The sequence below is a fragment of the Pseudoalteromonas sp. BSi20652 genome (assembly GCF_000239855.1).
GTDB lineage: Bacteria > Pseudomonadota > Gammaproteobacteria > Enterobacterales > Alteromonadaceae > Pseudoalteromonas.
In genome coordinates this window covers 1-11,822 of sequence record NZ_BADT01000025.1, presented here as the reverse complement: position 1 = coordinate 11,822, position 11,822 = coordinate 1, and the positions used below count along the sequence as shown (strand labels likewise).

14 protein-coding genes are annotated in these 11,822 nt (G+C 39.9%); 5 read left to right on the top strand and 9 right to left on the bottom strand.

All coding sequences use genetic code 11. The annotated features are described in order from the left end of the window. Positions 1-109: 109 nt before the first annotated feature. From P20652_RS15570 to tkt, 9 genes are all read right to left on the bottom strand, one after another. Positions 110-358: a hypothetical protein gene (locus tag P20652_RS15570; RefSeq protein ID WP_008165926.1), complete on the bottom strand. Its 249-nt coding sequence runs from the start codon at positions 356-358 to the stop codon at positions 110-112. 123 nt (positions 359-481) lie between these two features. Then, a complete protein-coding gene (locus tag P20652_RS17280; protein ID WP_033016991.1) occupies positions 482-886 on the bottom strand; it encodes a hypothetical protein in 405 nt (134 codons plus the stop codon). Between the two features lie 298 nt (positions 887-1,184). Next, positions 1,185-1,499: a DNA-binding transcriptional regulator gene (locus P20652_RS15575; RefSeq protein WP_008165923.1), complete on the bottom strand. Its 315-nt coding sequence runs from the start codon at positions 1,497-1,499 to the stop codon at positions 1,185-1,187. A 56-nt stretch (positions 1,500-1,555) separates the two neighbouring features. Continuing rightward, the gene (locus P20652_RS15580) at positions 1,556-1,975 is read right to left on the bottom strand and encodes a GNAT family N-acetyltransferase (protein WP_008165922.1); all 420 of its coding nucleotides are present in this window, start codon (positions 1,973-1,975) and stop codon (positions 1,556-1,558) included. Positions 1,976-1,988: 13 nt separating this feature from the next. Continuing rightward, a complete protein-coding gene (locus tag P20652_RS15585) occupies positions 1,989-2,450 on the bottom strand; it encodes a GNAT family N-acetyltransferase (protein WP_008165921.1) in 462 nt (153 codons plus the stop codon). 71 nt (positions 2,451-2,521) lie between these two features. Beyond that, positions 2,522-3,757 carry an NRAMP family divalent metal transporter gene (locus P20652_RS15590; RefSeq protein WP_008165919.1) on the bottom strand — a complete coding sequence of 412 codons (1,236 nt, stop codon included), beginning with the start codon at positions 3,755-3,757 and terminating at the stop codon, positions 2,522-2,524. Positions 3,758-3,899: 142 nt separating this feature from the next. Beyond that, on the bottom strand, positions 3,900-4,256 hold the full coding sequence (gene hpf / locus P20652_RS15595; protein WP_008165917.1) for a ribosome hibernation-promoting factor, HPF/YfiA family: 357 nt from the start codon (positions 4,254-4,256) through the stop codon (positions 3,900-3,902). A gap of 168 nt (positions 4,257-4,424) precedes the next feature. Beyond that, positions 4,425-4,748, bottom strand: coding sequence for a pyrimidine/purine nucleoside phosphorylase (locus P20652_RS15600; RefSeq protein WP_008165915.1), 324 nt, complete (start codon positions 4,746-4,748; stop codon positions 4,425-4,427). A gap of 183 nt (positions 4,749-4,931) precedes the next feature. Then, positions 4,932-6,923 carry a transketolase gene (tkt, locus tag P20652_RS15605; RefSeq protein WP_008165912.1) on the bottom strand — a complete coding sequence of 664 codons (1,992 nt, stop codon included), beginning with the start codon at positions 6,921-6,923 and terminating at the stop codon, positions 4,932-4,934. Positions 6,924-7,227: 304 nt separating this feature from the next. Between tkt and metK the strand changes: the two genes are divergently transcribed. The 5 genes from metK to serA all read left to right on the top strand — a co-directional run bounded on the left by metK (position 7,228) and on the right by serA (position 11,660). Then, complete coding sequence (gene metK, locus P20652_RS15610; RefSeq protein WP_008165910.1) at positions 7,228-8,379, top strand: methionine adenosyltransferase; 1,152 nt, start codon at positions 7,228-7,230, stop codon at positions 8,377-8,379. Positions 8,380-8,545: 166 nt separating this feature from the next. Next, positions 8,546-9,097, top strand: coding sequence for a hypothetical protein (locus P20652_RS15615; protein WP_008165908.1), 552 nt, complete (start codon positions 8,546-8,548; stop codon positions 9,095-9,097). Positions 9,098-9,117: 20 nt separating this feature from the next. Continuing rightward, complete coding sequence (locus P20652_RS15620; protein WP_008165906.1) at positions 9,118-9,714, top strand: 5-formyltetrahydrofolate cyclo-ligase; 597 nt, start codon at positions 9,118-9,120, stop codon at positions 9,712-9,714. 53 nt (positions 9,715-9,767) lie between these two features. Next, entirely contained in the window at positions 9,768-10,421 is a 654-nt protein-coding gene (gene rpiA, locus P20652_RS15625) for a ribose-5-phosphate isomerase RpiA (RefSeq protein WP_008165903.1), read from the top strand. A gap of 9 nt (positions 10,422-10,430) precedes the next feature. Continuing rightward, on the top strand, positions 10,431-11,660 hold the full coding sequence (gene serA, locus P20652_RS15630) for a phosphoglycerate dehydrogenase (protein ID WP_008165902.1): 1,230 nt from the start codon (positions 10,431-10,433) through the stop codon (positions 11,658-11,660). Positions 11,661-11,822 lie beyond the last annotated feature (162 nt).

Sequence of the window (11,822 nt, the reverse complement as noted above, 5' to 3'; positions counted from 1 at the left end):
TACTTAAGCGGAAAAATAAAGTTGGCTAAAATGTTGAACGGAGTGAAAACAGCCAACTGTATTTTTTCCGTTTGAAGTTCTTGTTAGCTGTTTTTAGCACCTAAACTAGTTACTTTTTGATAAAAGGTGACTCAATATAATATTTGTACAAGCCGTAAATAAAGCTACAAGTAAAAAAGAAAGCAAACATGGCAACTGCAACTATTATTAGACGCTCAATTACAACACTTAAAGGATCGGTTAATTCAGTGAAAGCGACTTTAGCTATAGCTAGTGACATTGTAACAATAAAAAGTGAAAATCCTACTTTTAACGCGTAAGGGAAAGCGTATTTTAAATACTCCTTAAATAATTCCATGTACATAGTTTCCTAAACAGCTAACGCCGCCATAAATTGCGGCTTTGTAGTTGATTTTTTTGTGGTAGCGTAGCGTTAAACCACAAAAAAAGCGACGGAAAAGCTGTCGATTTGATGGCTTTGTTATGACCATTTTTCGAAGCTTAAATAAACGAACGCCGCGAGTGCACTAACAATTAATGTTGGATACAAAAAGAACCCTGACATGCCGCTATTTACATTACCAACAACAAAGAAACCAATTATATTAGCTAAACCGGAAAGAACAAAAGCAACCCCGGCAGCACCACAAAATACACTAACATATTTATTGAACTCTATTCTTCTTGTAATAAATGCAAAAATACTATAGCCGAAAGTAGCGACACCTAAAGCTACAGGTATAGAAAATAGAACTGTTATCATCACAAACACAAAGGCTTCATGGGCCTTGCTACCTTGAACCAATAAGCCAATCGGTAGTAGAACAAATATTAGGGTGCTATAAGAAACTATTGCACTCCATAGAAATTTTGCTTTGTCACTCAATCTAAGTATCCTGAGTCATAACAACTTTATCAGAGGACACTTTCCCTTTTTTAGCGCGAAAACGTCCTTATTTTATGAACTTATACTAATAGCAAATAGTGTAAGCTATTGCCAGCTATAAATATTATAGTTTCTGTAGCTTATATAAACATCTAAAAAAGAGGAAAGTCTCCTCTTATTCTTACTAAGTTAATGACGACTCACCTGAATGACCGCTATTCGCTCTTAGCTGCCACAAGAAAGTAATAGATCGCGTCTTTCTTTTTGTCTTTTAAAATAATAAATAATCCAAAGGAACTTACAACTCAGCTATATGATTTAGCGTCTCAGGATGACGCTGCACAAGCTTTAGCAATGTTATTGCTTGGCCATTAGGTGCACTGCGACCTTGTTCCCAGTTTTCAAGCGTTCTTGCTGAAGTATGTAGAATATTAGCAAACACACCACGCGACATATTAAATGTTTCTCGAATATTTACTATTTCATCAGGTGAGATAGCAAGGTCGTTGATATCATTTACCTTATGAGAACGTAACGTAAGCTTTCCTTGTGAATGCGCTTTAGCGTCCACAAGTGCTGTAGTTAATTCTGAAAACAAATCGCGTTCGCTCATTGCGCCATACCTCTAAAAGCTATCTTAATAGTCTTGATATCATGCAGCAATATTTGTTATTTCTTGCTAATAAACTTACACATTCCTAATCCTAAACCATCGCCATCACGCTTTACATAACCATATTGTGTATAAAAGCTTTCTTTACCGTGAGCACTTAATAAAGCTATTGTCGCACCATTAGAGCAGGTGCTGCTTAGATAGTTTTCAATGTGGGTCATAACTGAATGACCAATGCCCTTGCTTTGATAACTTGGCGCAACAATTACATCTTGAATATAAAAATACATTGCGCCATCACCGATAATTCTACCAGTGCCTATCAACTTATCAGTGTCGTACACTGTGACCCAAAAAAGTGAGTTTTCTATGCTTACTTTTAATATTTTATCGTCAGGGTTTTGCCACTTTGCTTGTGCGCGTAAATTTGCAAATGCATCCAGTGCTGGAGCTGTATGTTCAATTTTGTATTTCATAATCTCACCCCTCTCAATTTGAAAGCATCTTACTCATAAACAAGCTGTACGGTTCTAGCTCATAACCCCCAAACGGTTCGCACTCTTTAAAACCAAACTGAGTATAAAGCTTTTGTGCGGGCAAAAATGCCTTTGCCGTGCCGGTCTCTAAACTTAACTTTTTATAACCTTGCAAGGTCGCTTGCTCAATAATATGCGTGAGTAACTTAGCAGCTATACCTTGGCGTAAATAGTTGCTTGATGTGCGCATTGATTTAATTTCGCCTTCTGTCGCATTTAGTGCTTTTAAAGCGCCAACACCCGCTAAATTATTATCAATCCATAAGCTATAAAAGGTTATGTTGGGCTGAGTGAGTTTGCTCACATCAAGTGCATGTACGCTCTCAACGGGCGAGTGTTTTAACATATCGTTATGATGCGCTTGTAGTAGTTTTATAACGGGTGGGTTTGAAAGCTCACCAACTCGAATATCCATTTATACCTCGTTTAATCCTAGAATTTAATGCTTTAGGGCTTTACTTAAAACCCTAAAGTAAATAGCTATCTTTAAGCTGCTAGCTTCCACACCACAAACGCAACGGCAAAACCAACTAAGTACACTAATCCTAACCACGTTAGGCTACGTAATAACACGCTATGCTTAATGGCTGGCTCTGAGCGCACTAGGCTAAAGTTGAGCCATGCAAAAACAGGGGTGGTCACAAAAGCGAGTGTCATGGCAAAGGTAAGCATTGGTCCCAGGGCTGATTTAAAAAATAAAATAACCGCCATACCGGCAAGTGCTTGTAGTATTAACCAAATCTTTAGGCTGTGTTTTGATTGCCCAAAGCCAAGTAGTTTATGAGATTCGTTAAGCGTGCGGGCGTAGCCATCTAGCACAGTAAGTGTGGTGCCAAACATACATAAAAAGGCGATTGCTGATACAAGCGGCCTTGCCCACTCGCCTATTGTTAATGCGTACATATCAATAAGCTGCTTGGCAAACGCGACACCACCGAGCTCTATACTACTGGTTTGCCCGTATTGCACTAATACACCTAAGCTAAAAAACACCAGTGCTAAGCCTGCTGTAAGCCAGTAACCTACGTTAAAATCGAACAAGCCTTGGCTTTTAGAAACTGTTTGTTGGGCTTGTTTTTCTTTTAGCCAAAGCGAGCTTAATGCTGATATTTCGATAGGAGCAGGCATCCAACCCATTAAAGCAACCATAAAGCTCAGCATAGCCAGCTCGTAAGGTGATGGGCCAACATAGTCAGTAGGTGCCATTGGGCCATTACTAAACGCGATAACTAACGCAATAACGGTAGCCAGCGTTAATAACCCCATTATGCCTTTGGCCACACTGTCGAGCGTTTTAAAGTGCCCTAGTAACAATATGATTAAACATACCCCAAGCAGTAGCCAACACAATAAGGTTACCTCTATCACTACAGGGAGCGCGTAATGCAGTAAGCTTGCTGTGAGTAGTAATACGCCAGCAGTGTTTACAATAGCGGCAAGTATGTTTAGGCCTATAAAACTATAAAAATAAACGGGGCCTTTATTTTTATAGCCTTCTACTAAACTATTCTTAGTGGTTAAAGTGTATTCCATACCAAAACGAAAAAAAGGATACTTTAATACGTTAACCGCCAATATTAGCCAAAAAAGTTGCCAACCAAATAATGCACCGGCTTGAGTTGATGCTACTAAGTGTGAGCCACCAATGGCAGCGGTTGCCATTAAAATCCCAGGACCAAGGGCCCCTAAGCGAGATTTCCATATTGCTTGTGTTTGCTGCATTAATTTCTCAAAATATGTGTGTTATACGCTACTTTTATTAATTTTTTTGATTAATAAACTACAAGAGCGAATAACTTACCTAAATTACAGGCAATAAAAAAGAGCCATACGGCTCTTTTTTACAATACTTTGTGACTAAATTTTATTTAAGATCCATCTCTTGGATGATCTCGTGTGCAATTTCAGGTGTTGTACTTACAGGCTTTTCGTGTAGGTTTGCTTTTATCTGCCCTTTTCGATGTTTTAGTGCCGCATCGAGTTTTTTAGCTGCGCTTGAAATGGCTGGGTACATAACTTCGTTTTCCCCTTTTACCGATATGCGCGTACCTTCGTAATTTGTGCTAATTTCAGCTTGGATTTTATGATGTTCTTTTGACAAAATAATTTCGAGTGCAATAAGCGATGGAAAATGGCTCTCGATTTTTGAAAATTTTTCGTTGATGTGCTCTCTAATAGAGTCAGTAACTTCAACATGGTGACCAGAAAGATTAATTTTCATAGGGTATCCTTTTAATTGTTACCTCATAAATAGTATTGGGGGCTATTTAGATTAACACAAGGAAAAAAGAGAGATATTTGATGTTTATTTGCAGTTTTTGGTGATTTAAGTCATGTGTTGCGCAAAGTTTATGCAAAGCCCATAGTGCATGGGCTTTCAGACGTCTAGCTATACTGATTGATCTGTGTACGAACAACAGTAGTCAGCAAAGTCAGATACTTTTACTTTAAAGCTTACATTTGCGTCAACATTAAACGATTCACCCGCGTTAAATGTTTTCCACTCACTTGCGCCTGGTAATAAAATATCCCATTGGCCAGCTAAAAGCTCCATGCACTCTTTTTGGTTTGTATCAAAAACAAACTCACCTGGTTGCATAAAGCCTAAAGTTTTTGCTTCGCCATCACCTAAAATAACGGTACGACTCGACACTTTTCCGTCAAAATATACATTGGCTTTTTTTACTACACTTACGTTATCGAACTTTGGCATTTTTAGCTCCTGCTATTAATTTAAGATTTTTATTTATAAATTTTATCGCACTACCTTGCCTGATAGCTTACTTTCTTGCAAGGAAAGCAGCATTGTTCAAGGTGAAGTTGCTTCATGTAAGGGCATAAAAAAACCCGCAACATGTGCGGGTTTTCAATTACTTACTTTATTTAATCAAAGCGATTAAAAAAGCTCGTTTGCTTTGCTTACAATGTTTGCCACTGTAAAACCAAAGTGCTCAAACAGCTCGCCTGCAGGCGCTGACTCACCAAAGGTAGTCATACCTACTACTGCGCCATTTAGGCCTACGTACTTGTACCAGTAGTCAGCAATACCTGCTTCTACTGCTACGCGGCGTGTAACAGATGCTGGTAATACACTTTCTTTGTATGCTGCACTTTGATCTTCAAAGGCATCAGTACATGGCATAGATACCACACGTACCTTTTTACCTTGGCTGCGTAGCTCAGTTGCTGAATCTTGTGCTAGTTGCACTTCAGAACCCGTTGCAATGAAAATTATTTCAGGATTGCCGTCACAGCTAAGGATGTAACCACCCTTTTTAACGTCTGCTAATTGCTGTGCGTCACGCGCTTGTTGCTCAAGACCTTGGCGAGTAAAGATTAACGATGTAGGACCGTCTTTACGCTCAATAGCTTGTTGCCATGCAATTGCCGACTCAACTTGGTCACATGGGCGCCAGTTATATAAGTTAGGCGTTAAACGCATGCTTGCAATTTGCTCTACTGGTTGGTGAGTTGGACCATCTTCACCTAAACCGATTGAATCGTGCGTGTATACAAAAATGCTTGGTTGCTTCATTAATGCAGCCATACGTACGGCATTTTTTGCATATTCAACAAACATTAAGAACGTAGCACCGTAAGGAATAAAGCCTTTATGAAGGGCAATACCATTCATAATTGCCGACATACCAAACTCACGTACACCGTAGTAAATGTAGTTACCGCTTGCATCATCCGCTGTTAAACCTTTAGAGCCATCCCAAATTGTTAAGTTTGAGCCAGCTAAATCGGCTGAGCCACCCATAAATTCTGGTAATAACGGACCAAACGCATTTAATGCATTTTGCGATGCTTTACGAGACGCAGGGTTTGCAGGGTTTGCTTGTAATTGCTCAATATATGCTTGAGATTTTTCAGCCCAATCGCCGGGCAGTTCGTTATTAATACGACGCTTGTATTCAGCTGCAAGCTCTGGGTATGCTTTTGCGTATGCTGCAAATTTTTCGTCCCAGCTTGATTCAAGCTGCTTGCCTTTTTCTTTGCCATCCCATTGTGCGTAAATATCATCAGGAATTTCGAACGCATCGCCAGTCCAACCTAAAAATTCGCGAGACGCTTTAATTTCGTCATCACCTAGTGGTGCACCGTGACAATCGTGGCTACCAGATTTATTAGGTGAGCCGTAACCAATAATTGTTTTACAACAAATTAATGATGGCTTGTCGGTAACGCTTTTTGCTTCTGCAATTGCAGCACTTACAGCATCGCTGTCGTGACCATCAACACCACTAATTACATGCCAACCGTATGCTTTAAAGCGAGCTGGCGTGTCATCTGTAAACCAACCTTCTACTTCACCATCGATTGAAATGCCGTTGTCATCCCAAAATGCAACAAGTTTACCCAGACCTAATGTGCCTGCAAGTGAACCTGCTTCATGAGAAATACCTTCCATAAGGCAGCCATCGCCCATAAATGCATAGGTAAAGTGATCAACAATATCGTGACCTTCACGGTTAAACTGTGCAGCTAGCGCTTTTTCAGCAATTGCCATACCTACGGCATTTGTGATCCCTTGACCTAATGGACCCGTAGTAGTTTCGATTCCTGGTGCATAACCGTATTCTGGGTGACCTGGCGTTTTAGAATGCATTTGACGGAAGTTTTTAATTTCGTCCAGTGGTAAATCGTAACCACTTAGGTGCAATAGAGAATAGATAAGCATTGAACCGTGGCCGTTTGAAAGAATAAATCTGTCACGGTCAGCCCACTCTGGATTTGTTGGGTTATGTTTTAGATAATCGCGCCATAATACTTCTGCGATATCAGCCATGCCCATAGGGGCTCCAGGGTGACCAGATTTGGCCTTTTGTACTGCGTCCATTGACAAGACGCGAATAGCATTTGCAAGTTCTTTGCGAGATGGCATGAATTCTCCTACCTTATATGTGTATTTGCGCGGGTATTTATGTAATCGTTTATGAACTCAAATAACTTGAGCACTGTTATTGTGACCATTCTTACTTAATGTGGGTGTGGTGTGCAATTAAAAACCCCAGAAAATGGAGCATTATGAATTTTTTTTGAGGCTGGAACGACATTCGTAATTTTATTTAGACGTCTAGGCGTAAAAACACTATGCAAGGTGTTTTGTTTTCGATAAAATACGCCCCTTAATTTTTTAGCGCTAATACCGACGTTTGTGAAGCGCAATATTTGTGAGCAGAATTACAATGGCAAAACATTTATTTACTTCTGAATCAGTTTCTGAAGGTCATCCGGATAAAATCGCCGATCAAATCTCTGATGCGGTTCTTGATGCTATCCTAGAGCAAGACTCTCATGCCCGCGTAGCGTGTGAAACTTACGTAAAAACCGGTATGGTTATGGTTGGTGGTGAAATCACGACTAGCGCATGGGTTGATATCGAAGAAATTACACGTAAAACAATTCGTGACATTGGCTACACAAATTCAGACATGGGCTTTGATGCCGATTCATGTGCAATTTTAAACACTATTGGTAAACAGTCTCCTGACATTAACCAAGGTGTTGATCGTACAAGCCCAGAAGAACAAGGCGCTGGCGACCAAGGCTTAATGTTTGGTTACGCATGTAACGAAACAGAAGTACTAATGCCTGCTCCAATTACTTACTCACACCGTTTAGTGCAACGTCAAGCACAAGTGCGTAAAAGCGGTGAGCTTAACTGGTTACGTCCAGATGCAAAATCTCAAGTTACTTTTGCATACGAAAACGGCAAGCCAGTAGGTATTGATGCTGTTGTACTTTCTACTCAGCACAGCGAAGACATTTCACAAAAAGATTTAGTAGAAGCCGTGATGGAAACAATCATCAAGCCAGTGCTTCCTGCAGAGCTTATTACAAGCGCAACTAAATTTTTCATTAACCCAACAGGTCGTTTTGTAATTGGCGGACCAATGGGTGATTGTGGTTTAACAGGTCGTAAAATCATTGTAGATACATACGGTGGTATGGCTCGTCACGGTGGTGGTGCTTTTTCTGGTAAAGATCCATCAAAAGTTGACCGTTCTGCTGCATACGCTGCACGTTACGTTGCTAAAAATATTGTTGCTGCTGGTCTTGCTGATAAATGTGAGCTACAAGTTTCTTATGCAATTGGTGTTGCAGAGCCTACTTCTATCAGCGTTGAAACGTTTGGTACAAGCAAGCTAGAAGAAAGCCGTTTAATCGAGCTTATTCGTGAACATTTTGACCTGCGCCCTTACGGCTTGATTCAAATGCTTGATTTAGAACGCCCAATCTACCTTCCTACAGCGGCTTACGGCCACTTTGGTCGCGACGAATTCCCTTGGGAACGTACAGATAAAGCTGACGCACTTCGCTCAGCAGCGGGTCTTTAAGACTAACGTAATTAAAAAACGGTCCTTTTAAGGGCCGTTTTTATAGCTTGCAACTGCATATGGCACCGCTAATTTATGGTTAAAAAAATAACTATTAATTGGTCCTCGAACTTTTTTATACTTTAGGTATATACTCATTTAATGATAAAGCTTTAGGGATAGTTAAATGGCCGATAACTTTCGCGTTATATTTGCAGGACTTGCCGATAACGTTGACACAAAAACAGCATGTACAAATTTGGCTGCAAAGCTAAAAACGTCAAATGAAAAAGTAACTCTTTTTTTTAAAGGCAAGCCACTGTTTGCGCCAAGCAATAAAGACAAGGCATTAAAACAGGCTAAGTTATTAGCAAGCTTAGGTATTAAAAGTAAGCTTCAAGCTGTTTCAAACACTATTCAAAATAGCTCAGTTCATGCTGCGAATAACAACCATCGTGATGAACGCATTTTTGATGCGCTAGACTACATAACTAGCAGCTTAATTAGGTTAGAAGAAAAACTCGAAGACCTAGAGCAGCGACTACCAGAAGAACAAATAAAAAGCCCCGAAGTAGATGAAGACGAATGGCAAGATGAAGAGCTATTGCTTGAAGAAGACCTAATAACAACGCCAAAAAAACGCAGTAATGCATTACTTTACTCGTTAATAGCAACCGCTGTTACGTTACTTATTATGCTTACGGTGTACTTAGCGTTTCCTGATCTGTTTTCTCTTTAATTAAGTGGTAAGTTTGAAAAATGAGCGATTCTCGCGCCCAAATAAGAACATCTTTACGCGAATTACGTAATAATCTATCTAAGAATCAGCAAACTTTAGCATCTCAATCACTAAGTATGAATTTTATTCAATACTTAAAGTCAAAAAAAACAGCTAAAAAGCACCATATCGCCATCTATTTAAGTAACGATGGAGAGCTTGATACCTCATTGTTAATTAAGGAATTATGGAACTTAAATCACGTTATTTACCTACCTGTAATACACCCTTTTAATGGCGTCACTTTGCTGTTTCAGCGCTATGAAAAAAACTCACCCATGAGGGCAAATCGCTATGGTATCTTTGAACCTAAGCTAAATTGCAGTCAAATATGCCCTTTACCCAAGCTTGATTACTTACTTATGCCATTAGTTGCATTCGATAACCGTGGTAATCGCTTAGGAATGGGGGGTGGGTTTTACGATAGAACGTTGGCACGTTTGCACGATGAAAACTGGCAAAAACCGCAACTTATAGGCCTTGCACATGAGTGCCAAAAAGTTGATAAATTGCCGATAGAATCATGGGACGTACCACTTAATACCATAATAACGCCAAATAAAAATTACTGCTGGTGATGTGACTATTCACATGCTCTGAGCACACATTTGACATACATGAGCACAAAATAATGACACAAGACGAATTAAAAAAAGCAGCAGCATGGGCTGCACTCGAGTTTGTAAAAGAAAACACTATTGTAGGTGTAGGTACAGGCTCTACTGTTAATCACTTTATTGATGCTCTTGGCTCAGTAAAAGACACTATTGTAGGCGCTGTATCAAGCTCAGAAGCCTCAACCGCGCGCTTACAAGCGCTAGGTATTGAAGTATTTGAACTTAATAACATTGATACTTTAGATGTATACGTTGATGGCGCTGACGAAATAAACGCTCAAAACGAAATGATTAAAGGCGGCGGTGCAGCCCTTACTCGCGAAAAAATAGTAGCCGCTGTAGCTAAACAATTTGTGTGTATTGTTGATGACACCAAATTAGTAAACACATTAGGCGACTTCCCGCTTCCGGTAGAAGTTATCCCAATGGCGCGCAGCTACGTTGCACGAGAATTATTAAAGCTTGGTGGCGATCCTGTTTATCGCCAAGGCGTAGTTACCGATAACGGCAACGTTATATTAGATGTATTTAACTTAAAAATTACCAATGCCAAACAACTTGAAGCACAAATAAATTCAATTGTTGGCGTAGTTACCAACGGCCTATTCGCAGAGCGTGGCGCTGATAAAGTAATTATCGGCACTAAAAATGGGCCACAAATTAAATAGGATGAGGTTATGAGTAAGGTATCGTTAGCAAAAGACAAAATTAAAATTCTCTTGCTTGAAGGTGTTCACCAAAGCGCTGTTGAAACGCTAAAGCGTAACGGTTACAGCAACATCGACTACGTTAAAACATCCTTACCTGAGGACGAGCTCAAAGAGCGAATTAAAGATGTACACTTTGTAGGTCTTCGTTCTCGTACTCATATAAGCGAGGCGGTATTAGATGCAGCTGAAAAGTTAGTTGCTGTCGGTTGCTTTTGCATTGGTACAAACCAAGTTGATTTAGATGCAGCACGCGAACGCGGTATTGCTGTATTTAACGCACCGTTTTCTAATACTCGTTCTGTTGCAGAGCTTGTGCTTGGCGAAATCCTGCTTTTATTACGTGGTATTCCAGAGCGTAATGCAGCGGCTCATCGTGGTGGCTGGTTAAAAACAGCAAATGGTTCGTTTGAAGCACGTGGTAAAACATTAGGTATTATTGGCTACGGGCATATTGGTACTCAGTTGGGTATTATGGCTGAAAATATCGGTATGAACGTGGAGTTTTACGATATTGAAGATAAGCTATCTCTTGGTAATGCAAAGCAAGTGCATAACTTAACTCAGTTATTACAGCGCTCTGATATTATTAGCTTACACGTACCAGAAACACCACAAACTAAAAACCTAATAGGCACAGCCGAACTGGCTGTTATGAAGCAGGGATCTATTTTGATCAACGCTTCTCGCGGTACCGTGGTTGATATTGATGCGCTTGCAGAAGCACTGACAGAGAAAAAACTCAGTGGCGCAGCAATTGATGTATTTCCGATTGAACCTAAATCTAACGATGAAGAATTTATATCGCCACTGCGTGAGTTCGACAATGTTATTTTAACGCCGCACATTGGTGGCTCAACACAAGAAGCACAAGAAAACATTGGTATTGAAGTAGCGGGTAAATTGGCTAAATATTCAGATAATGGCTCAACGATTACCGCCGTTAACTTTCCTGAAGTATCATTACCTGAGCTTGCTAATCGTAGCCGTTTATTACACGTACACCACAATAGACCGGGCGTACTAACACAAATTAACCAAGCATTTGCACAGCACGGTATTAATATTGCCGCGCAATACCTACAAACAGACGCAGCTATTGGTTATGTTGTTATAGATGTAGATACTGATCACTCAGAGGTAGCTCTTAAAGAACTAAGCGCTGTTGAGGGTACAATTAGAGCACGTATATTGCACTAATCCATCAATAAAAACAGATGAAAACACCGTATTTATTACAAATACGGTGTTATTTATTTGTTGATTGTAAGGTGCAAGCGTTAATCTCAGCTATTATTCAGCAAGTGCTGATCCGCTTAACCAAGACACCATATTTTTAAAAAATGTAGCGATTGTATTTAG

Coding starts and splice junctions, on each gene's coding strand:
- P20652_RS15570 (WP_008165926.1), bottom strand. CDS start 358: ATGGAATTATTTAAGGAGTATTTAAAATACGCTTTCCCTTACGCGTTA.
- P20652_RS15575 (WP_008165923.1), bottom strand. CDS start 1,499: ATGAGCGAACGCGATTTGTTTTCAGAATTAACTACAGCACTTGTGGAC.
- P20652_RS15580 (WP_008165922.1), bottom strand. CDS start 1,975: ATGAAATACAAAATTGAACATACAGCTCCAGCACTGGATGCATTTGCA.
- P20652_RS15585 (WP_008165921.1), bottom strand. CDS start 2,450: ATGGATATTCGAGTTGGTGAGCTTTCAAACCCACCCGTTATAAAACTA.
- P20652_RS15590 (WP_008165919.1), bottom strand. CDS start 3,757: ATGCAGCAAACACAAGCAATATGGAAATCTCGCTTAGGGGCCCTTGGT.
- hpf (WP_008165917.1), bottom strand. CDS start 4,256: ATGAAAATTAATCTTTCTGGTCACCATGTTGAAGTTACTGACTCTATT.
- P20652_RS15600 (WP_008165915.1), bottom strand. CDS start 4,748: ATGCCAAAGTTCGATAACGTAAGTGTAGTAAAAAAAGCCAATGTATAT.
- tkt (WP_008165912.1), bottom strand. CDS start 6,923: ATGCCATCTCGCAAAGAACTTGCAAATGCTATTCGCGTCTTGTCAATG.
- metK (WP_008165910.1), top strand. CDS start 7,228: ATGGCAAAACATTTATTTACTTCTGAATCAGTTTCTGAAGGTCATCCG.
- P20652_RS15615 (WP_008165908.1), top strand. CDS start 8,546: ATGGCCGATAACTTTCGCGTTATATTTGCAGGACTTGCCGATAACGTT.
- P20652_RS15620 (WP_008165906.1), top strand. CDS start 9,118: ATGAGCGATTCTCGCGCCCAAATAAGAACATCTTTACGCGAATTACGT.
- rpiA (WP_008165903.1), top strand. CDS start 9,768: ATGACACAAGACGAATTAAAAAAAGCAGCAGCATGGGCTGCACTCGAG.
- serA (WP_008165902.1), top strand. CDS start 10,431: ATGAGTAAGGTATCGTTAGCAAAAGACAAAATTAAAATTCTCTTGCTT.